This window comes from Pseudomonas abietaniphila, assembly GCF_039697315.1.
GTDB classification, from domain to species: domain Bacteria; phylum Pseudomonadota; class Gammaproteobacteria; order Pseudomonadales; family Pseudomonadaceae; genus Aquipseudomonas; species Aquipseudomonas abietaniphila_B.
In genome coordinates, this window is record NZ_CP155619.1 from 3,491,412 (window position 1) to 3,511,574 (window position 20,163).

Annotated in this window: 17 protein-coding genes; 13 read left to right on the forward strand and 4 right to left on the reverse strand. The window is 59.4% G+C overall.

The window, feature by feature from the left end:
* Positions 1-45 precede the first annotated feature (45 nt).
* The 4 genes from ABDX87_RS15615 (at position 46) to ABDX87_RS15630 (ending at position 4,393) form a co-directional block, all read left to right on the forward strand.
* Positions 46-1,440, forward strand: a complete 1,395-nt coding sequence (locus ABDX87_RS15615) for an FAD-binding oxidoreductase (RefSeq protein WP_346828694.1) — start codon at positions 46-48, stop codon at positions 1,438-1,440.
* A gap of 67 nt (positions 1,441-1,507) precedes the next feature.
* Positions 1,508-2,173 carry a fumarylacetoacetate hydrolase family protein gene (locus ABDX87_RS15620; protein WP_346828695.1) on the forward strand — a complete coding sequence of 222 codons (666 nt, stop codon included), beginning with the start codon at positions 1,508-1,510 and terminating at the stop codon, positions 2,171-2,173.
* 175 nt (positions 2,174-2,348) lie between these two features.
* Complete coding sequence (locus tag ABDX87_RS15625; RefSeq protein ID WP_346828696.1) at positions 2,349-3,269, forward strand: SdiA-regulated domain-containing protein; 921 nt, start codon at positions 2,349-2,351, stop codon at positions 3,267-3,269.
* A gap of 212 nt (positions 3,270-3,481) precedes the next feature.
* A complete protein-coding gene (locus tag ABDX87_RS15630; RefSeq protein ID WP_346828697.1) occupies positions 3,482-4,393 on the forward strand; it encodes an SdiA-regulated domain-containing protein in 912 nt (303 codons plus the stop codon).
* A 162-nt stretch (positions 4,394-4,555) separates the two neighbouring features.
* Here ABDX87_RS15630 and rpiA read toward each other — a convergent pair whose 3' ends face one another.
* Positions 4,556-5,227 (reverse strand): ribose-5-phosphate isomerase RpiA, encoded by a 672-nt coding sequence (rpiA, locus tag ABDX87_RS15635; protein WP_346828698.1) that lies wholly within the window; start codon positions 5,225-5,227, stop codon positions 4,556-4,558.
* Between the two features lie 253 nt (positions 5,228-5,480).
* On the opposite strand from rpiA, the gene ilvA reads away from it, so the two are divergent.
* Together ilvA and ABDX87_RS15645 are read left to right on the forward strand one after the other, a co-directional pair.
* Entirely contained in the window at positions 5,481-6,995 is a 1,515-nt protein-coding gene (gene ilvA / locus ABDX87_RS15640) for a threonine ammonia-lyase, biosynthetic (RefSeq protein ID WP_346828699.1), read from the forward strand.
* Positions 6,996-8,065: 1,070 nt separating this feature from the next.
* Positions 8,066-8,494, forward strand: coding sequence for a DUF2269 family protein (locus tag ABDX87_RS15645; protein ID WP_346833528.1), 429 nt, complete (start codon positions 8,066-8,068; stop codon positions 8,492-8,494).
* Positions 8,495-8,531: 37 nt separating this feature from the next.
* On the opposite strand, the gene ABDX87_RS15650 is transcribed toward ABDX87_RS15645, so the two are convergent.
* Positions 8,532-9,188, reverse strand: a complete 657-nt coding sequence (locus ABDX87_RS15650) for an HAD family hydrolase (protein ID WP_346828700.1) — start codon at positions 9,186-9,188, stop codon at positions 8,532-8,534.
* 165 nt (positions 9,189-9,353) lie between these two features.
* On the opposite strand from ABDX87_RS15650, the gene ABDX87_RS15655 reads away from it, so the two are divergent.
* Entirely contained in the window at positions 9,354-9,833 is a 480-nt protein-coding gene (locus ABDX87_RS15655) for an RNA pyrophosphohydrolase (RefSeq protein ID WP_074751434.1), read from the forward strand.
* Positions 9,834-9,854: 21 nt separating this feature from the next.
* A complete protein-coding gene (gene ptsP / locus ABDX87_RS15660; RefSeq protein WP_346828701.1) occupies positions 9,855-12,134 on the forward strand; it encodes a phosphoenolpyruvate--protein phosphotransferase in 2,280 nt (759 codons plus the stop codon).
* 138 nt (positions 12,135-12,272) lie between these two features.
* Here ptsP and ABDX87_RS15665 read toward each other — a convergent pair whose 3' ends face one another.
* Positions 12,273-13,019 carry an NRDE family protein gene (locus tag ABDX87_RS15665; protein WP_346828702.1) on the reverse strand — a complete coding sequence of 249 codons (747 nt, stop codon included), beginning with the start codon at positions 13,017-13,019 and terminating at the stop codon, positions 12,273-12,275.
* A gap of 115 nt (positions 13,020-13,134) precedes the next feature.
* On the opposite strand from ABDX87_RS15665, the gene ABDX87_RS15670 reads away from it, so the two are divergent.
* The 5 genes from ABDX87_RS15670 to ABDX87_RS15690 all read left to right on the forward strand — a co-directional run bounded on the left by ABDX87_RS15670 (position 13,135) and on the right by ABDX87_RS15690 (position 19,513).
* The gene (locus tag ABDX87_RS15670; RefSeq protein WP_346828703.1) at positions 13,135-13,917 is read left to right on the forward strand and encodes a sulfite exporter TauE/SafE family protein; all 783 of its coding nucleotides are present in this window, start codon (positions 13,135-13,137) and stop codon (positions 13,915-13,917) included.
* Positions 13,918-13,956: 39 nt separating this feature from the next.
* The gene (lgt, locus tag ABDX87_RS15675) at positions 13,957-14,769 is read left to right on the forward strand and encodes a prolipoprotein diacylglyceryl transferase (RefSeq protein WP_346828704.1); all 813 of its coding nucleotides are present in this window, start codon (positions 13,957-13,959) and stop codon (positions 14,767-14,769) included.
* 57 nt (positions 14,770-14,826) lie between these two features.
* Positions 14,827-15,660: a thymidylate synthase gene (locus tag ABDX87_RS15680; protein ID WP_346828705.1), complete on the forward strand. Its 834-nt coding sequence runs from the start codon at positions 14,827-14,829 to the stop codon at positions 15,658-15,660.
* A 962-nt stretch (positions 15,661-16,622) separates the two neighbouring features.
* The gene (gene cfa / locus ABDX87_RS15685) at positions 16,623-17,780 is read left to right on the forward strand and encodes a cyclopropane fatty acyl phospholipid synthase (RefSeq protein WP_346828706.1); all 1,158 of its coding nucleotides are present in this window, start codon (positions 16,623-16,625) and stop codon (positions 17,778-17,780) included.
* Positions 17,781-18,064: 284 nt separating this feature from the next.
* Complete coding sequence (locus ABDX87_RS15690) at positions 18,065-19,513, forward strand: catalase (RefSeq protein WP_346828707.1); 1,449 nt, start codon at positions 18,065-18,067, stop codon at positions 19,511-19,513.
* A gap of 177 nt (positions 19,514-19,690) precedes the next feature.
* Here the strand turns inward: ABDX87_RS15690 and cadR are convergent, their stop codons facing one another.
* Positions 19,691-20,149 carry a Cd(II)/Pb(II)-responsive transcriptional regulator gene (gene cadR / locus ABDX87_RS15695; RefSeq protein WP_346828708.1) on the reverse strand — a complete coding sequence of 153 codons (459 nt, stop codon included), beginning with the start codon at positions 20,147-20,149 and terminating at the stop codon, positions 19,691-19,693.
* Between the last annotated feature and the right edge of the window lie 14 nt (positions 20,150-20,163).

Sequence of the window (20,163 nt, forward strand, 5' to 3'; positions counted from 1 at the left end):
GTGAAGCGTTCTCAGGATGACCATGAATAGTTCGAGAGTTCGCCCATGATCGATGTTGCCGTAATCGAAGCGCTGAAGACCTTGGTTGAGCCCGGGAAAGTCCTCACCGACGCCGCCTCCCTCGAAACGTACGGCAAGGACTGGACCCGCCAGTACACCCCGGCGCCCAGCGCCATCGTCTTCCCGAAAACCACCGAACAGGTTCAAGCCATCGTGCTGTGGGCCAACAAGCACAAGGTCGCACTGGTGCCTTCGGGCGGCCGGACCGGGCTGTCCGGCGCGGCGGTGGCGATGAACGGCGAGGTGGTCGTTTCGTTCGATTACATGAATCAGATCCTCGAACTCAACGTCACCGATCGCACGGTGCGCTGCCAGCCGGGCGTGGTCACTAAGCAACTGCAGAATTTCGCGGAAGAAAACGGCCTTTATTACCCGGTGGATTTCGCGTCTTCCGGCTCCAGTCAGATCGGCGGCAATATCGGCACCAATGCCGGCGGGATCAAGGTCATTCGCTACGGCATGACCCGTAACTGGGTATCGGGCCTGAAAGTGGTGACCGGCAAGGGCGATATCCTTGAACTGAACAAGGACCTGATCAAGAACGCGACCGGCTACGACCTGCGTCAGCTGTTCATCGGGTCTGAAGGCACGCTGGGCTTTGTCGTCGAAGCCACAATGCGTCTGGACCGCGCGCCAAAGAACCTGACCTGCATGGTCCTCGGAACGCCGGATTTCGACGCGATCATGCCGGTGCTGCATGCCTTTCACGGCAAGCTCGACCTGACGGCCTTCGAGTTTTTCTCCGACAAGGGGCTGGCCCGCATCATGGCGCGGGGGGATGTGCCTGAGCCGTTCGAGACCAAGACCCCGTTCTATGCCTTGCTGGAATTCGAGGCGAGCAACGAAGAGATTGCCAACGAAGCGCTGGCTACGTTCGAACACTGCGTGGAACAAGGCTGGGTCATCGATGGCGTGATGAGTCAGAGCCAGCAGCAGTTGCAGAACCTGTGGAAGCTGCGCGAATACCTTTCCGAAACCATCTCCCACTGGACGCCGTACAAAAACGACATCTCAGTCACCGTGTCGAAAGTCCCGGCGTTCCTCAATGAGATCGACGCGATCGTCAGCGAGCATTACCCCGACTTCGAGGTGGTCTGGTATGGCCACATCGGTGACGGCAACCTGCACTTGAACATCCTCAAGCCAGAAGACCTCCCTAAAGAAGAGTTCTTCGCCAAGTGCGCGACCGTCAACAAATGGGTGTTCGAAATCGTCGAGAAGTACAACGGCTCGATTTCCGCCGAGCACGGCGTGGGTCTGGTCAAGCGCGACTACCTCGAGTACAGCCGCTCGCCCGTGGAAATCGACTACATGAAAGCGGTGAAGGCTGTGTTCGACCCCAATGGCATCATGAACCCCGGAAAGATCTTCACGGTGTAAGCTTCGAGCTGCCCGCCGGCCGGTTCACGATAAAGACAAGCAGCAAGACCCGTATTCAGGAGCGCTCATGAGCTATCAGCACAAGTATGTCGACGGTACCAAGGTTCATTTCCCCTTGGGTAAAGTGGTCTGCATCGGCCGTAACTACGCCGAACACGCCAAGGAACTTGATAACCCGGTGCCGACCGAGCCCCTGCTGTTCATCAAGCCCGGCAGCTGCGTGGTCGAGATCGAAGGTGGTTTCACCATCCCGCAGGACCGTGGTTCGGTGCATTACGAAGCTGAAATCGTGGTACTGATCGGCAAACCGCTGAGCAAGAACCCAAGTCGGGAAGAAGTGCTGGATGCGATTTCCGGTTTCGCGCCGGGCCTTGATCTGACGTTGCGCGACGTGCAGTCCAAATTGAAGGAAAAAGGCCTGCCTTGGGAAATCGCCAAATCGTTCGACGGCGCGGCGGTGATTGCCCCGTTCGTCTCGGCCGACGCGTACCCGGACCTGGCCGATATTTCCATTCGCCTGACCGTTAACGGCGAAGTGCGTCAGGACGGCAACAGCAACCAGATGCTCAACCCCATCGTGCCGATGATTCAGCACATGGCTTCGCAATTTTCGCTGCAGGCGGGCGACTTGATCATGACCGGCACGCCTGCGGGCGTTGGGCCGTTCCAGGTGGGCGATGAGATCGTGCTGGAGCTGCCGGGCCACAGCCGTTTTGAAAGCGACGTCCGCTGATTCATAGCGGACTCGGCTATTGAAGGCCGCTTGTGAGGGTTCACAAGCGGCCTTTTTTGTTTCGCGGACATATCGGTTTGCCAGGTTGCCGTTTTTTTCACAACCGATCTGGATAATCCGTCGCCGACCGCAGCGCCTTGCCGCTGTGCCAATGAAATTTTTCAGGATCGTTTCGATGGCCGTTGATGCACAACAACTGAGCAAGCCCCCACGCCGCACACGTTTTCATTGGTCCTGGTTGCTGATTGCCCTGGTGGTGATTCTCGTCGGCCTGTCGTACGCATGGCATTGGGACGATCGTGGCCTGCTGTGGTTGCGCGAGCAAAGTGCTTCCGCCGAACAACGTGCGGCCAGCGTCTGGCTGCCGGACTACAAAGTGGATATCGACGGCAAGTCGATGGTAGGACTGGAAAAGGACGAGGCGTCGGATCTGTCCTATGACCCGGTCAGCAAAACCTTGTACTCGGTCATGGGCAAGAACGCATTCCTGGCTGAGCTGAGCCTGACCGGCGACGTGCTGCGCAAAATCCCGCTGGTGGGCTGGAGCAACCCGGAAGGGGTGATGGTGTTGGGCAACGGCCTGATTGCCATCGTCGACGAGCGTCAGCACCTGATGACGATGGTCACGGTGACGCCTGACACCAAGACCCTGGACATCAAGGATTTCCCGAAATACGACCTGGGCCCGTCGGTGGATCAGAACAAAGCGTTCGAAGGCGTGACCTGGGACGCGCGGAATCAGCAGATCCTGCTGGGCGAGGAACGCCCGCCCGCATTGTTCAGCTGGAAGTCCGATGGCAGCGCCATCTTGAAGGGCGACAAGCGCAAGCTGGTGAACGACAACCTGATCATGCGCAACCTGTCTGCGCTGTACGCCGACCAGAAAACCGGGCATCTGCTGGTGTTGTCGGCTGAATCGCACCTGTTGCTGGAGCTGGACGAGAAGGGCAACAAGGTGAGTTTCATAGCGCTGGTGACGGGCCTCAATGGCCTGGCTCATACCATTCCTCGCGCCGAGGGCGTCACCATGGACGAGAATCGCACTATTTATATGGTCAGCGAGCCGAACCTGTTTTATTCGTTCAAGAAGAAATGATGAGTCGTTGATATTCGGGTTTGCACCTCACCTGTGGGAGCGAGCTTGCTCGCGAAGAGGCCGGCACATTCAACGCGTTCGGTCGTCTGGGCGGGCGTCGCGAGCTTGCTCGTCACACATGATTTATGGACGGGCACGGGTTGCGCGCTTTAAGGCTGGATTCAGACTAGGGTGATATTAAAGCGCCTCCTGTTTGTCGCCGAGCCCACTGCATGCGTCGTCTCTCCCCCCTGAAAAGCGTTCTGCTCACGTTGCTGGTTCTGTGCGTGCTCGCGGGGTCCTACCTTGTCGCCCGCGAATACCGCGTCATCGAGCGTCTCTGGTTCAACTGGCACGTCTTCTGGCAAGCCAGCGATGCGCAGGCGCTGGGACTCGATGACTATGAGGTGGTGATCGAGGCGCGCGTCATTGACGGGTTGCCCGACAACGTCTCGGCGCTGAGTTATGACCCGCACCGTAAAACCCTGTTCACGGTCACCAACAAAAACCCGGAGCTGGTCGAGTTGAGCCTCGACGGGCGCATCGTGCGGCGCATTCCGCTCACCGGCTTCGGTGACGCCGAGGCCGTCGAATACATCAGCCCGGGCACCTATGTGATCAGCGACGAGTACAACCAGCGACTGATCAAGGTGCACATCGACGACAGCACGCTGTTTCTGGATTCAGCCGATGCAGAGCAACTGACATTGGGCATCGACGCGGGCGGCAACAGCGGTTTCGAGGGGCTGGCGTATGACAATCAGGGCCAGCGCCTGTTTGTGGCCAAGGAGCGCAAGCCGGTACAGATCATCGAAGTGCGCGGTTTTCCCAACCTCGTTCCTGGTTCACCCAATGTCCTGGAGGTGACGTCCAGCAAACGGCGTGATGCCGGATTGTTCGTGCGGGATCTGTCCAGCTTGCAGTTCGATGAGCGCAGCGGGCACTTGCTGGCGCTGTCGGATGAATCCCGGCAAATACTGGAGCTTGATACGGAAGGTCGGCCTGTAGGCAACGTGTCGCTGAGCAAGGGCAGCATGGGCTTGAGCAAAAGCGTGCCGCAGGCGGAGGGAATCGCGATGGGGGAGGACGGGACGTTGTACGTGGTGAGCGAGCCGAATCTGTTTTATGTGTTCAGGAAGCAGTGACCGACGCCCAGTTTCATGGCTGCGCTGTACCCGTGGGAGCGAATTCATTCGCGATTGGCCCGGACATCCGCTACATCTCCATCGGATTTGCCACCGCATCGCGAATGAATTCGCTCCCACAGGGTTTTAGTCCAGCACTGCTCGGCGTTGATCGAAAAGTGATCAGCGCTTCAGGGTTTTCACGCCTTCCTGAGTGCCCAACAGCAGCAGGTCAGCCGGACGTGCCGCGAACAGGCCGTTGGTGACCACGCCGACGATGGCGTTGATCTGGGCTTCGAGCTCCACCGGGTTGGTGATGCTCATGTTATGAACGTCGAGGATGATGTTGCCGTTGTCGGTCAGCACGCCTTCGCGGTACACCGGGTCGCCGCCCAGTTTCACCAGTTCGCGGGCAACGTGGCTGCGGGCCATCGGGATGACTTCGACCGGCAGCGGGAACGCACCCAGTACGGGCACCAGCTTGCTGCCGTCTGCAATGCAGATGAACGTCTTGGCCACAGCGGCCACGATCTTCTCGCGGGTCAGGGCTGCGCCGCCGCCTTTGATCAGGTTCAGGTGCTCATCGCTTTCGTCCGCGCCGTCGACGTAGAACTCCAGATCGCTGACGGTGTTCAACTCATACACCGGAATGCCGTGGCCTTTGAGGCGGGCGGCGGTGGCTTCGGAGCTGGCGACGGCGCCGTCGAATGCGCCTTTGTGTTGGGCCAACGCATCGATGAAGCAGTTGGCGGTGGAGCCGGTGCCGACACCCACGATGCTTTTGTCGTCGAGTTTCGGAAGGATGAAGTCGACAGCGGCCTGGGCAACGGCCTGTTTGAGTTGATCCTGGGTCATGCGGGGTTTGGCTCCAGTGATAGAGGTCTCCTGTAGGCGCGCGCTTGCCTGCGATAGCGTTGTGTCTATGCCCGATGTATCGACGGGCACTGCGCTATCGCGGGCAAGCGCGCTCCTACAGGGGATAGCGATATGCCGAGGGCGGGCATTATAACGACATGCCGGGGTTAAAGCCTGACTCTTGGTGTGGTCGTGCGTCGGGACGCGGGGTAGACTTCTGGGCCTTGCCCCTCTCGCCAGTGATGCTTTCCCGATGCTCGAACAGTACGTCAAGAAAATCCTCACCTCGCGCGTCTACGACGTGGCCGTGGAAACCCCGCTGCACGGCGCTCGTCAGCTGTCCGAGCGGCTGGGCAACCAGGTGTTGCTCAAGCGCGAAGACCTGCAGCCGGTGTTTTCCTTCAAGATTCGTGGCGCCTACAACAAGCTGGCGCAGCTGAGCCCGGAAGAACTGGCGCGGGGCGTGGTCACGGCGTCGGCGGGCAACCATGCGCAAGGCCTGGCGCTGGCGGCGAAGACCCTGGGGGTGTCGGCCACCATCGTGATGCCCAAGACCACCCCGGAGATCAAGGTCGAAGGCGTGCGCTCGCGCGGCGGCAAGGTGGTCCTGCACGGCGATTCCTTCCCCGAGGCGCTGGCGTATTCGCTGAAGCTGGTCGAGGAAAAAGGCTACGTCTACATCCACCCTTACGACGACCCAGACACCATCGCCGGGCAAGGCACGGTGGCCATGGAAATCCTGCGTCAGCACCCGGGCCAGCTGGACGCGATCTTCGTGCCAGTGGGCGGCGGCGGGCTGATCGCCGGCATCGCGGCGTACGTGAAATACCTGCGCCCGGAGATCAAGGTGATTGGCGTCGAACCCGACGACTCCAACTGCCTGCAACAGGCCATGGCCTATGGCGAGCGGGTCGTGCTGCAGCAGGTCGGGCTGTTTGCTGACGGCGTGGCGGTGGCGCAGATCGGCCAGCACACCTTCGACATCTGCAAGGATTACGTCGATGAGGTGATCACGGTCAGCACCGACGAGGTCTGCGCGGCGATCAAGGACATCTACGACGACACCCGCTCGATCACCGAGCCGGCGGGCGCGCTGGGCGTGGCCGGGATCAAGCGCTACACCGAGCAGTACGGGGTCAGCGGCCAGACCTTCGTCGCCATCGACTCAGGCGCCAACGTCAACTTCGACCGCTTGCGCCACGTCGCCGAGCGCGCTGAATTGGGCGAAGGCCGCGAAGCGATCATTGCCGTGACCATCCCCGAGCAACCGGGCAGTTTCAAGGCGTTCTGCGAGGCCGTCGGCAAGCGCCAGATCACCGAATTCAACTACCGCTACCACACCGACCGCGAGGCGCACATCTTCGTCGGCGTGCAGACCCACCCCGAAAACGATCCGCGCAAGGCGTTGATCGCCAGCCTGACCGCTCAAGGCTTCCCGGTGCTGGACCTGACCGACAACGAACTGGCCAAGCTGCACCTGCGGCACATGGTCGGTGGGCATTCGGAGCGGGTCAGTGACGAAGTGGTGTTTCGCTTCGAATTCCCCGAGCGGCCGGGCGCGCTGTTCAACTTCCTCAACAAGCTGGGCGGCAAATGGAACATCTCGATGTTCCACTACCGCAACCATGGCGCAGCGGACGGGCGCGTCGTCGCGGGTCTGGTGGTGCCGGAGGATGAACGGCATCTGGTGCCCAAGGCGCTGGCGGAGATTGGTTATCCGTACTGGGACGAGACGAACAACCCGGCGTACAAGTTGTTTCTCGGCTGACAGGGATCTACTTCTTTTGTAGGAGCGCGCTTGCCCGCGAGTGCGGTGAGTCAGTGAACACATCCATGACTGATATACCGCATTCGATGCCGTCGTAACCTCCGACGTCTCCCACAGGGACCGTATAGGCCCAGAGCCCTTGGTTGTCGCAAGACTTGTGACTGCCGCAGAACCTGTGGTTGCCTCAAATGTGTGGCTGGCGCAAACCTGGGGTGTCTCAAAATGTGGCTGGTGCAAAATCTGTGGGAGCTGCTGGAGGTTACGACAGTGGCGAATGCGGTGGGTCAGTGAACACATCCATGACTGACATACCGTATTCGCTGCCGTCGTAACCTCCGACGTCTCCCACAGGGACCGTACAGGCCCAGAGCCCTTGGTTGTCGCAAGACTTGTGACTGCCGCAGAACCTGTGGTTGCCTCAAATGTGCGGCTGGCGCAAACCTGGGGTTGCCTCAAATGTTTGGCAGACGCAAAGCCTGTGGCTGCCTCAAAATGTGGTTGGCGCAAACCTGTGGGAGCTGCTGGAGGTTACGACAGTGGCGAATGCGGTGGGTCAGTGAACGCATCCATGGCTGACATACCGCATTCGCTGCCGTCGTAACCTCCGACGTCTCCCACAGGGACCGTACAGGCCCAGAGCCCTTGGTTGTCGCAAGACTTGTGACTGCCGGGGAACCTGTGGTTGCCTCAAATGCTTGGCTGGCGCAAAACCTGGGGTTGCCTCAAATGTTTGGCAGACGCAAAGCCTGTGGCTGCCTCAAAATGTGGTTGGCGCAAACCTGTGGGAGCTGCTGGAGGTTACGACAGTGGCGAATGCGGTGGGTCAGTGAACACATCCATGGCTGACACACCGCATTCGCGAGCAAGCTCACTCCTACAGGTTTAGCGTTGACGCGCGATACGGGGTGAATTTATAGCCATTCGCGGGCAAGCGCGCTCCTACGCCTTCGGCAGAAGCAGATCGCGTCTTTGTGCAGGACGTTTCGTGTAGAGGCGAGATGACGGACCAACGCAACTTCTGCGGCCCGACTACGCTCAAAGCACGGCTTCCCGATAAGGATCAAACCCGCATGGAACACTTCGCAGCACTGAAAATCCTGCACACGGTCGCTACCGCGTTGCTGTTCATCTGCGCACTGGCGCTTACGGTCTGGATCGTTCGCGGGCGCAGGGCAGGGGATCTGACGGTGCAGAATCGCAGCATGCAGCGGCCTTGGGGGTTCGTCTGGCTGTTGATGGGGCTGTGCTTGCTGATCTTGCCCATCAGTGGATGGTGGCTGGTGCATTACGCGGGTTGGTCACTGGGGCAGACCTGGCTTTTGGCCGCGAGCATTCTTTATACGTTCGGCGCCTTGAGCTGGGCCTGGCTTGCGGTGCGGGTCAACCGGCTGCGTCGGCCGGTGATCGTGGGCAATCCGACGTTCACCCTAGCGCTGGCGATCTTCAGTGCCGTGTGTTTCGTCGCTATCGCCGGATTGATGGGCGCCAAACCCGTCTAGGGCAGCGTCGACACGACGTGCCCCAGCCCGGGGTTCTTCAATCGCGCAGCGAAATCACTGGCCAGCCGCGGCGAGTGGCCTCAGCGCGCAGTTTGTCGTCCGGATCGACCGCCACCGGATTCGCGACTTGCTCCAGCAGGGGCAGGTCGTTCATCGAGTCGCTATAGAAATAGCTGCCTTCCAGGTTGAAGCCGTTCTCTTCGATCCAACGGTTCAGACGAGTGACTTTTCCCTCGCGGAAGCACGGCACATCGGTGGTCCGGCCGGTGTAACGGCCGTCGACGATCTCGCATTCGGTCGCCAGCAGCGTGTCGATACCCAGGCGAGCAACGACAGGGGCGGTCACAAAGCGGTTCGTCGCGGTGATCACCACCAGTTTGTCGCCCGCAGCGCGGTGTTTCTCGATCAGCGCCAGGGCCTTGGGCAGAATCAACGGCTCGATGCAGTCGCGCATGAAGTCCCGATGCCATTCGTCGAGCTGTGCCATGTCGGTGCGGCCGAGAATTTCCAGGCTGAAATTCAGGTAGTCGGTCAGGTTCAGGGTGCCCGCCAGGTAGTCCTGGTAAAAAGCATCGTTACGCGCTTTGTAGGCGGCACCGTCAAGGATGCCGCGTTCGCACAGGTAATCGCCCCAGGCGTGATCGCTGTCACCGCCGAGAAGGGTGTTGTCGAGGTCGAATAATGCCAGGCGCATGCGGTTACTCGCTGAAATAGCTGAAAAAAGAGCACAAGAATACGAGGTTTCATCAAGAGATCGCATCTATTAATGCAGTTGTCACGATAAGCTGTCGAAGCCTCGTTGCTGCCTTCACGATCTTTGTGGAACAATGCGGCGACATGCGTTTGCGAGGTTGTAGCCGTGATCGACCCCGATGGTTTCCGCCCTAATGTCGGGATAATTCTGACAAATGATGCTGGCCAGGTCTTATGGGCTCGCCGTATCAATCAAGATGCCTGGCAGTTTCCGCAAGGGGGAATCAACCCTCAGGAGACGCCGGAAGACGCGCTCTACCGTGAATTGAACGAAGAAGTCGGGCTGGAACGGCATGATGTTGAAATACTTGCCTGCACCCGTGGTTGGTTGCGCTATCGTCTGCCGCAACGTTTGGTTCGTACCCACAGCCAGCCGCTGTGTATTGGCCAGAAGCAAAAATGGTTTCTCCTGCGCCTGATCTCCAACGAGCAGCGGGTGCGGATGGATTTGACCGGTAAACCGGAGTTCGATGGCTGGAAATGGGTCAGCTATTGGTATCCGTTAGGCCAGGTGGTGACATTCAAGCGCGAGGTGTATCGACGCGCACTCAAAGAGCTTGCCCCGCGCCTGTTGGCGCGCGACTGACACGGAGTTCGACCCCGAGCCATGCTCAATACGCTGCGCAAGATCGTCCAGGAAGTTAACTCCGCCAAGGATCTCAAGGCGGCGTTGGGGATTATTGTGTTACGCGTCAAAGAGGCCATGAGCAGCCAGGTCTGCTCGGTCTATTTGCTCGATCCCGAAAGCAATCGTTTCGTGTTGATGGCCACAGAGGGCTTGAACAAGCGCTCTATCGGCAAGGTCAGCATGGCCCCCAATGAGGGTCTCGTCGGTCTGGTCGGTACGCGCGAAGAGCCGCTGAACCTGGAAAACGCCGCCGATCACCCTCGTTATCGCTACTTTGCCGAAACCGGTGAAGAGCGTTATGCCTCCTTCCTCGGTGCGCCGATCATTCACCATCGCCGCGTTGTCGGCGTTCTGGTCATTCAGCAAAAGGAGCGTCGTCAGTTCGACGAGGGCGAAGAAGCTTTCCTCGTGACGATGAGCGCGCAGCTCGCCGGTGTTATCGCCCACGCTGAAGCCACGGGCTCGATCCGCGGGCTGGGGCGCCAGGGCAAGGGCATCCAGGAAGCCAAGTTCGTGGGCGTGCCGGGATCGCCGGGTGCTGCGGTCGGTACGGCGCTGGTCATGCTCCCACCGGCCGATCTGGAGGTGGTGCCGGACAAGACCGTCTCCGACATCGGTGCCGAGCTTAAGCTCTTCCAGAACGCCCTTGAGGGCGTTCGTAGCGATATGCGTACCCTTTCGGCGAAGTTGGCTACACAATTGCGCCCTGAAGAGCGTGCGCTGTTCGACGTCTACCTGATGATGCTCGACGATGCCTCCCTGGGCAGCGAAGTCACCAACGTCATCAAGACCGGCCAATGGGCTCAGGGCGCATTGCGTTCGGTGGTCAACGAGCACGTCAAACGTTTCGAGCTGATGGACGACGCCTACCTGCGCGAGCGTGCATCGGATGTCAAAGACCTCGGCCGTCGTTTGCTGGCGTACCTTCAAGAAGCGCGTCAGCAAGCCCTGGTCTATCCCGACAACACCATTCTGGTCAGTGAAGAGCTGACGCCGGCGATGCTGGGCGAAGTACCGGAAGGCAAGCTGGTCGGCCTGGTGTCGGTATTGGGTTCGGGTAACTCCCACGTCGCGATTCTGGCACGGGCCATGGGCATTCCCACGGTCATGGGCGTGGTCGACCTGCCGTATTCGAAGGTCGATGGCATCGAGCTGATCGTCGATGGTTACCACGGTGAGGTCTACACCAACCCGAGCGAAGTGCTGCGCAAGCAGTACTCGGTGGTCGTCGAGGAAGAGCGTCAGCTGTCTCAGGGCCTCGATGCGTTACGCGAATTGCCGTGCGTCACGCTGGACGGTCACCGCATGCCGTTGTGGGTCAACACCGGTCTGCTGGCAGACGTGGCGCGGGCTCAACAGCGCGGCGCTGAAGGCGTTGGTCTGTACCGCACCGAAGTCCCGTTCATGATCAACCAGCGTTTCCCGAGCGAAAAGGAACAACTGGCGATCTACCGCGAACAACTGGCTGCCTTCCATCCCTTGCCCGTGACCATGCGTACGCTGGACATCGGCGGCGACAAGGCGCTGTCTTATTTCCCGATCAAGGAAGACAACCCGTTTCTGGGCTGGCGCGGCATTCGCGTCACCCTCGATCACCCGGAGATCTTCCTGGTGCAGACCCGCGCGATGCTCAAGGCCAGCGAAGGCTTGAACAACCTGCGGATTCTGCTGCCGATGATTTCCGGCACGCACGAGACCGAAGAAGCGCTGCACCTGATCCACCGTGCATGGGGCGAAGTGCGCGACGAAGGCACTGACGTGCCAATGCCGCCCGTGGGCGTGATGATCGAAGTGCCTGCAGCGGTCTATCAGACCCGTGAGCTGGCGCGTCAGGTGGACTTCCTGTCGGTAGGCTCCAACGACCTGACCCAGTATCTGCTGGCGGTCGACCGAAACAACCCGCGCGTGGCCGATCTGTACGACTATTTGCACCCGGCGGTGCTGCAGGCGCTGCAAAATGTCGTGCGCGACGCCCATGCCGAAGGCAAGCCGGTCAGTATCTGTGGCGAGATGGCAGGTGATCCGGCCGCTGCGGTGCTGTTGATGGCGATGGGTTTCGACAGCCTGTCGATGAACGCCACCAACTTGCCGAAAGTGAAATGGATGCTGCGCCAGATCAACCTGAGCAAGGCCAAGGAGCTGTTGGCTCAATTGATGAAAAACGATAACCCGCAGGTCATCAGCAGCTCGCTGCAGCTGGCGCTGAGAAATCTCGGGTTGTCGCGGATGATTAATCCTTCTTCAGTAAAAGGGCATTGATCGGTAGTCAATCCTCTAAAAATACCCTCTGTGGGAGCGAATTCAGTCGCGAGAGGCCGGTACATTCCACACATGTCTGTCGGATGCACTACCGTAGCGCGAATGAATTCGCTCCCGAAGGAAATCTGCTTCCGCCTGTTACACCGCTAATTCCACCTCACCCAATCTCCCGCCATACGGCCCAAAACTGCGCTCGATCAACCGCCGGCTACCGTCCGCATTGACGATCAGCACGGTGCTCGCTCGCGTGCCGTAGTTGGGGCTGGCGATAAACACGCTGGACAGCAGTTTTTCGGTGGCCAGGCCCACGCCGGTGTTGGGCAAATCGGCGTCGGCCGCCGCGTCGGGATCCGCCAGGAAGCTGAACAATGCGTCAGGCTGCGGGTGGTCCAGGTGTTCGGAAAGCGCAGCTTTGGCTTTCGTCAGTTTCGGCCAGGGCGTATCGAGTCCGGCGTTGGAAACACCGTAGACCCCGGCTTGCAAGCGGCGGGGCACGGGATCGGTCGCGTTGATAAAGTGCAGTGCCTGACGATTGCCTACCAAGAGATTGAAGCCGCCGTACTCTGCCGAGCGCCCGGCAACTTCGTTCAGGTATTCGTCAATCGACAATGAGCCGCTCAAAAAATCAGCAACCAGCTCGCCACGTGAGCGCCGGCCCAAGGGTTTTCCCGGATCGCGAATGTTGGTCAGTGCTGCGAAACGCCCCTCCTTGCTGACGCCCAGCCAGGTGCCACCTGCCTCCAGATCACGCCCGGCGTAGACGTGCGGTGTCTCTTCCCATTGCGCGAGGGGCAGGGTTGGACGGGCGTAGAATTCGTCACGGTTGGCCGCCAGGATCAGCGGTTGTGAGTGGTCAGGTCGCCAGGCGAAGACGATCAGGCACATGCGGGGCCTCCTTTTTTCGCCACTCTACGCACAGATCCGGCGGACATCCATCGCGCGCTGCTAGAGGTCACTTGCCGGGTCCGGTAACATGCCGCACTGGTTTTCGGAGGCACCCATGGAATTTCTGCTCTATCTGGCCCTGGGCGCCTGCGCGGGCGTGCTGGCTGGCCTGTTTGGTGTGGGCGGCGGCATCATCATCGTTCCGGTGTTGGTGTTCAGCTTCACGCTGCAAGGGTTCGACGCTTCCGTTCTGACGCACCTGGCGGTGGGCACTTCGCTGGCCACCATCGTCTTTACTTCGATCCAGTCAGTCCGCGCCCATCATCGCGTGGGTGCCGTGCAGTGGCGGGTGTTCGCCTGGATGACCGTGGGGATTCTGATCGGAGCAGGGCTCGGCTCGCTGACTGCGAGCTATATTGCAGGGCCCAACCTGCAGAAGATCATCGGGGTGTTCGCCATTCTGGTGGCGATCCAGATGGCGCTGGACTTCAAACCCAAGGCCAGTCGAGGCGTGCCCGGCAAGCCGGGTTTGACCGCAGCAGGCGTGGTGATCGGCTGGGCGTCAGCGATTTTCGGTATTGGCGGCGGTTCGCTCACGGTGCCATTTCTCACGTGGCGCAGTCTGACCATGCAGCAAGCCGTGGCGACCTCTTCGGCGTGTGGGTTTCCCATCGCGGTGGCCAGTGCCATAAGTTTCATGATTCTTGGGTGGCACGACCCCGTGTTGCCACCGCATAGTTTGGGTTTCGTGTATTTGCCTGCGTTGATTGGCATTGCCGTGACCAGCATGTTCTTCGCCCGGTTCGGCGCGAAGCTGGCGCACAAACTGTCACCCAGGGTGCTAAAACGACTGTTCGCGCTGTTGCTGGTCGTGGTCGGTACAAGTTTTCTGATTTGATTCGTCGCTCCCCGAGCGTCCCATTTTTAAGGAGTCGCAATGCTGCCTTACCCGCAGATTGACCCGGTAGCCGTGGCCATCGGTCCGCTGCAAATTCACTGGTACGGCCTGATGTATCTGGTCGGCATCGGCAGTGCATGGTTTCTGGCGTCACGCCGTCTGAATCGATTCGACCCGACGTGGACCAAGGAAAAACTCTCGGACATGATCTTCTGGGTCGCAATGGGTGTGATCGTCGGAGGGCGGCTGGGCTACGTGCTGTTCTACGACCTGCCTAATTACATCGCCAACCCGCTGTTGATCTTCGAGGTGTGGAAGGGCGGCATGGCGTTCCACGGCGGATTCATCGGCGTGATGATCGCGACCTATTGGTTCGGCAAGCGCAACGGCAAGTCGTTCTTCCAACTGATGGACTTCATTGCGCCGATGGTGCCGATCGGCCTGGGCGCCGGACGCATCGGCAACTTCATCAATGGCGAGTTGTGGGGTAAACCAACCGACCTGCCTTGGGCCATGGTCTTCCCGCCATACAGCGATCCTGCACAGTTGCCGCGTCATCCGTCGCAGCTCTACCAGTTCGCGCTGGAAGGTGTGGCATTGTTCGTCATTCTCTACTTCTTTTCGCGCAAGCCGCGTCCGACCATGGCCGTTTCCGGCATGTTCGCGCTGTTCTACGGGATCTTCCGTTTCGTCGTGGAATTCGTTCGCGTGCCGGATGCCCAGCTGGGTTACCTGGCTTGGGGTTGGGTCACCATGGGTCAGATCCTCAGCTTGCCGATGATCATCGGCGGCCTGGTGCTGATCTGGCTGGCCTACCACCGCGCGCCTGCTGCCAACAACGCAGCCATTTGATTTGAATGGCCGGGCCTGCGGGCCCGGCGGATTCACCGATACAGAGGGCCTTTGGGCATGAAGCAATACCTTGAGCTGTTACAGGACGTCATCGCCAACGGGACGCGTAAAGGCGACCGCACCGGCACTGGCACCACCGCTGTGTTCGGCCGTCAGATCCGCCATAACCTGGCCGACGGTTTCCCGCTGCTGACCACCAAGAAGCTGCACTTCAAGAGCATCGCCAATGAGCTCATCTGGATGCTCAGCGGCAACACCAACACCAAATGGCTCAACGAAAACGGCGTCACCATCTGGGACGAGTGGGCGACCGAAGACGGCGATCTGGGCCCGGTGTACGGTGCGCAATGGACCGGCTGGCCAACCAAGGACGGCGGCAAGATCAACCAGATCGACTACATGGTCGACTGCCTGAAAAACAACCCGAACAGCCGACGCATTCTGTTCCACGGCTGGAACACCGAGTACCTGCCGGATGAGAAGCTTTCGCCGCAGGAGAACGTGAAGGCCGGGCGTCAGGCGCTGGCGGTGTGTCACCTGCTGTACCAGGCGTTCGTCGCCGACGGCAAGCTGTCCATGCAGTTGTATATCCGCAGCTCCGACGTGTTCCTCGGCCTGCCGTACAACATCGCCGCACTGGCGCTGCTGACCCACATGCTGGCCCAGCAATGCGACCTGATTCCGCACGAGATCATCGTGAGCCTGGGTGACACCCATGCGTATTCGAACCACGAAGAGCAGATTGCGACCCAACTGACCCGCACGCCGAAAAAGCTGCCGCAGTTGAAGATCAACCGTCGCCCGGAAAGCATTTACGACTACCGTTTCGAAGATTTCGAAATTGTGGGCTACGACGCAGACCCAAGCATCAAGGCACCTGTGGCGGTTTAAGTCGAATGCTCGTAACCTCGGCTTGCTCCTACAAAGATCGCTAATGCCGTGGGTGCTGCCCGGCACAAACCTTGTGGGAGCTGCAGGAGGTTACGATGGTGGCGAATGCGGTCTATCACCCGCCAGAAGTGCGTTGATCGTACCGGCCTCTTCGCGGCCCTCGTAACCTCGGACTGCTCCTACAGGGATCGCGTAATGCCGTGGGTGCTGCCCGGCACAAACCTTGTGGGAGCTGCAGGAGGTTACGACGGTGGCGAATGAGGTCTATCACCCGCCAGAAGTACGTTGACCGTACCGGCCTCTTCGCGGCCCTCGTAACCTCGGACTGCTCCTACAAAGATCGCGTAATGCCGTGGGTGCTGACCGGCACAAACCTTGTGGGAGCTGCAGGAGGTTACGACGGTGGCGGATGAGGTCTATCACCCGCCAGAAGTGCGTTGACCGTACTGGCCTCTTCGCGGCCCTCGTAACCTCGGACTGCTCCTACAGGGATCGCGTGACGCGATGGTGGCTGCCCGGCACAAACCTTGTGGGAGCTGCAGCAGGTTACGACGGTGGCGAATGCGGTCTATCACCCGCCAGAAGTGCGTTGACAGTACCGGCCTCTTCGCGGCCCTCGTAACCTCGGACTGCTCCGACAGGGATCGCGGCGGTTTGATGCTTGCGGTGCACTTCCCGCGGAGAAGGCTTTCTGGGATTCCAGATTACGTATAAAACCGCACAAACCTTCTATGTTCTAACCGGTACGAACTTACGTTTGCCCGGTTTATATAGGGACTTGGAAGTTTGTATTGTTGCAGTTACGTAATAACTGTTTTGCAAGGCAGTAAACAAAATTGTCTTGATAGATATTTTCAATCTACAGATTGAAACTATCGAGTTTAAATCGCTGGAATGTTTGTTCTATAGTCGGGGCTTACCCATAAGTCTTTAGCCTGACACGCGTTTGGAAATAGCTATCCATGACCACGACGAACTTCAGCACTGACACCTTCTCCGACCACACCTCCGGGCTTTATCGCACCGCCGCACGGATACTCAACGAAGCAGGCATTCAGATTAATGGATCGGCCCCTTCGGATATCCGCTTCAACGGCCCAGGGGTTATCGAAAGGGCGTTTGCGCAAGGGAATCTGGGGCTGGGCGAGGCCTACATGGATGGCCAGTGGGACAGCGAACATCTGGACGAGTTTTTCCACCGGTTGCTCAAGACCGGAATGACCGACGATGTGAAACCCGTGCGCCTGGTGTTGTATGCGCTGATGGCGAAGTTCATGAACCGCCAGAACATCAAGCGCTCCAAAACGGTCGGCGAAGTGCATTACGACCTTGGCAACGAATTCTATTCAACGATGCTCGATTCGCGAATGACCTACACCTGTGGGTATTGGGAGAACGCGAGCAATCTTGAAGAAGCTCAAGCGGCCAAGCTGGACCTGATATGCCGCAAACTTCAATTGAAGCCGGGTATGCGGGTGTTGGACATCGGTTGTGGTTGGGGAAGCTTCATGAGTTATGCCGCCGAACACTACGGTGTCGAAGCGGTGGGCGTGAGCATTTCCAAGGAGCAGATCGCGTGGGCCAAAGAGCGCTACAAGGACCTGCCACTGGAGTTCCGCTTCCAGGACTATCGTGAACTGGACGAGCAGTTCGATGCCATCGCCAGCGTCGGCATGTTTGAGCACGTAGGTCGCAAGAACCATCGTGAATACATGGAGCTGGCCCACCGCTGTTTGAAACCGGGTGGATTGTTCCTGCTGCACACCATCGGCAAGAACCAGCGAAACTCCTATCCGGATCCGTGGATCGACAAATATATATTCCCCAACGGCGACCTGCCTTCGATCGGTCAGATGGGCGATGCCATGGACGGGTTGTTTGTCGTCGAAGACTTACACAACTTCGGGTCCGATTACGACAAGACACTGATGGCCTGGCACGACAACTTCATGAAAGCCTGGCCGCAGTTCGAGGCGCAACTGGGCCAGCGCTTCTTCCGCATGTGGCGTTATTACCTGCTGTCTTGCGCCGGGGCCTTCCGCGCGCGGGACATCCAGCTTTGGCAGTGGGTCCTGTCCAAAGGCGGCGTACCGCATGGATACCATCGCAACCAGATTTAAGCCTCTCTACCTGTAGGAGCGCGCTTGCCCGCGATGAACGATGACGAGTTCTGTCTGAGGGACCGCATCGTTTTTTTCGCGGGCAAGCGCGCGCCTACATTGCGGCAGCGTCATCACTGCACGCTATCGATCAATAAATAACCGATTGAATTCCTCTATTCACCCAGTGCGGACTCACAATGAGCGTATGCGCCGGGTTTTGCTTATCGTTCTCTCCATCGGACAGACAAAGGTCGGCTTCAACAGAGGTCGCCCCAACAGTGATTACCTGTGGAGACACGCGCATGAGCAACAAACTGACGACCGCATTCGGCGCCCCCGTAGTCGATAACCAGAACATCCAGACCGCCGGCCCGAATGGCCCGGCGCTGCTGCAGGATGTCTGGTTCCTGGAAAAACTGGCTCACTTTGATCGTGAAGTGATCCCGGAGCGCCGCATGCACGCCAAAGGCTCGGGCGCATTCGGCACCTTCACGGTGACCCACGACATCACTCAATACACCCGTGCGAAACTCTTCTCGCAGATCGGCAAGCAGACTGAAATGTTCGCCCGCTTCTCTACCGTTGCCGGTGAGCGTGGCGCGGCTGACGCCGAACGCGACATCCGTGGTTTCGCCCTGAAGTTCTACACCGAAGAAGGCAACTGGGACCTGGTCGGCAACAACACGCCAGTGTTTTTCCTGCGTGATCCGCTGAAATTCCCGGACCTGAACCACGCCGTCAAACGCGATCCGCGCACCGGCATGCGCAGCGCCGAGAACAACTGGGACTTCTGGACTCAACTGCCTGAGTCGTTCCACCAGGTCACGGTGGTCATGAGTGAGCGCGGTATTCCGCGCAGCTACCGTGAGATGCATGGTTTCGGCAGCCACACCTACAGCTTCCTGAATGCCCAGCATGAGCGCTTCTGGGTGAAATTCCACTTCGTGTCCCAGCAAGGCATCGCCAACCTGAGCGACGCCGAAGCGCAGGATCTGGTGGGTCGTGACCGTGAGTCGCACCACCGTGACCTGTACGAGAACATCGAGAGCGGTAACTTCCCGCGTTGGAAACTGTTCGTGCAGATCATGCCGGAGAAGGAAGCAGGCTCGTATCACATCAACCCGTTCGACCTGACCAAGGTCTGGCCGAAGGCTGACTACCCGCTGATCGAAGTGGGTGTGTTCGAGCTGAACCGCAACCCGGAAAACAACTTTGCCGACGTCGAACAGGCCGCCTTCGCGCCTTCCAGCGTTGTGCCCGGCATCAGCTTCTCGCCAGACAAAATGCTGCAAGGCCGGTTGTTCTCCTACGGTGATGCTCAGCGCTACCGTTTGACCGTTAACTTCCACCAGATCCCGGTGAACTCGCCACGGGCCGCCTTGCACGTGAACAGCTACCACCGCGATGGCGTGATGCGGATCGACGGTAACCGCGGCGGCATGACCTCGTACGAGCCGAACACCAAAGGCGCGTTCGTGGAACAGCCTGACTTCAGAGAGCCACCGCTGTCCATCGAAGGCGCGGCAGGTCACTGGAATCACCGTGTGGATGACGACTACTTCTCGCAGGCGGGCAACCTGTTCCGCAACATGAGCCCGACAGAGAAACAGTCGCTGTTCGACAACACCGCACGCTCACTGCGCGGTGTGTCGGCTCCGATCATTCAGTTGCACATCAAGCACTGCACCCTGGCGGATGCCGCGTACGGTGCGGGCGTGACGGAAGCGGTTGAGCGCATTCATCACGGTTGATCACCGTTAAAACAGCGCCCCCGATCTGACATACAGATCGGGGGCGTTTTCGTTTCCGCAGGTTGACGCGTCCACTGTAGGAGCGCGCTTGCCCGCGATGGGGGAGTGTCAGTGACGAATATGTCGACGGGCAGACCCTTATCGCGGGCAAGCGCGCTCCTACAATGGATCGCTTGATCAATGCCCGTGGCTACGACCCACATGGGAATGCTCAACCTCGGGCGTCACCACGCTGCCGCTCACTTCCAGCCGATCCAGAATCCCGCAATGATCCGGCGCACCTTCACTGCAACGCTGGCGCAGATCGACCAACTGTTCCTGCAACGCTTGCAAGCTGGCGATGCGCGCGCTGACGTGCTGGATGTGCTCGTCGATCAGCGCATTCACGTTCTCGCACTGATCCTGCGGGCTGTCGCGCAAGGTCAGCAGGCTGCGGATTTCATCGAGGGTCATGTCCAGGCTGCGGCAATTACGAATGAACGTCAGGCGCTCGACGTGTTCTTGTGTGTACAGCCGATAATTGCCCTCGCTGCGGGCAGGCTCAGCCAATAACCCCTCGCGCTCGTAATAGCGAATGGTTTCCACCGGGCAGTCGGTGAGTCTGGCCAGTTCGCCGATCTTGAAAGACGCATTCATGGTCATCGATCTCA

What these genes read in the sequence shown, in the direction of transcription:
- ABDX87_RS15615 (WP_346828694.1), top strand. Translation starts at nt 46, where the DNA reads ATGATCGATGTTGCCGTAATCGAAGCGCTGAAGACCTTGGTTGAGCCC.
- ABDX87_RS15620 (WP_346828695.1), top strand. Translation starts at nt 1,508, where the DNA reads ATGAGCTATCAGCACAAGTATGTCGACGGTACCAAGGTTCATTTCCCC.
- ABDX87_RS15625 (WP_346828696.1), top strand. Translation starts at nt 2,349, where the DNA reads ATGGCCGTTGATGCACAACAACTGAGCAAGCCCCCACGCCGCACACGT.
- ABDX87_RS15630 (WP_346828697.1), top strand. Translation starts at nt 3,482, where the DNA reads ATGCGTCGTCTCTCCCCCCTGAAAAGCGTTCTGCTCACGTTGCTGGTT.
- rpiA (WP_346828698.1), bottom strand. Translation starts at nt 5,227, where the DNA reads ATGACCCAGGATCAACTCAAACAGGCCGTTGCCCAGGCCGCTGTCGAC.
- ilvA (WP_346828699.1), top strand. Translation starts at nt 5,481, where the DNA reads ATGCTCGAACAGTACGTCAAGAAAATCCTCACCTCGCGCGTCTACGAC.
- ABDX87_RS15645 (WP_346833528.1), top strand. Translation starts at nt 8,066, where the DNA reads ATGGAACACTTCGCAGCACTGAAAATCCTGCACACGGTCGCTACCGCG.
- ABDX87_RS15650 (WP_346828700.1), bottom strand. Translation starts at nt 9,188, where the DNA reads ATGCGCCTGGCATTATTCGACCTCGACAACACCCTTCTCGGCGGTGAC.
- ptsP (WP_346828701.1), top strand. Translation starts at nt 9,855, where the DNA reads ATGCTCAATACGCTGCGCAAGATCGTCCAGGAAGTTAACTCCGCCAAG.
- ABDX87_RS15665 (WP_346828702.1), bottom strand. Translation starts at nt 13,019, where the DNA reads ATGTGCCTGATCGTCTTCGCCTGGCGACCTGACCACTCACAACCGCTG.
- ABDX87_RS15670 (WP_346828703.1), top strand. Translation starts at nt 13,135, where the DNA reads ATGGAATTTCTGCTCTATCTGGCCCTGGGCGCCTGCGCGGGCGTGCTG.
- lgt (WP_346828704.1), top strand. Translation starts at nt 13,957, where the DNA reads ATGCTGCCTTACCCGCAGATTGACCCGGTAGCCGTGGCCATCGGTCCG.
- ABDX87_RS15680 (WP_346828705.1), top strand. Translation starts at nt 14,827, where the DNA reads ATGAAGCAATACCTTGAGCTGTTACAGGACGTCATCGCCAACGGGACG.
- cfa (WP_346828706.1), top strand. Translation starts at nt 16,623, where the DNA reads ATGACCACGACGAACTTCAGCACTGACACCTTCTCCGACCACACCTCC.
- ABDX87_RS15690 (WP_346828707.1), top strand. Translation starts at nt 18,065, where the DNA reads ATGAGCAACAAACTGACGACCGCATTCGGCGCCCCCGTAGTCGATAAC.
- cadR (WP_346828708.1), bottom strand. Translation starts at nt 20,149, where the DNA reads ATGAATGCGTCTTTCAAGATCGGCGAACTGGCCAGACTCACCGACTGC.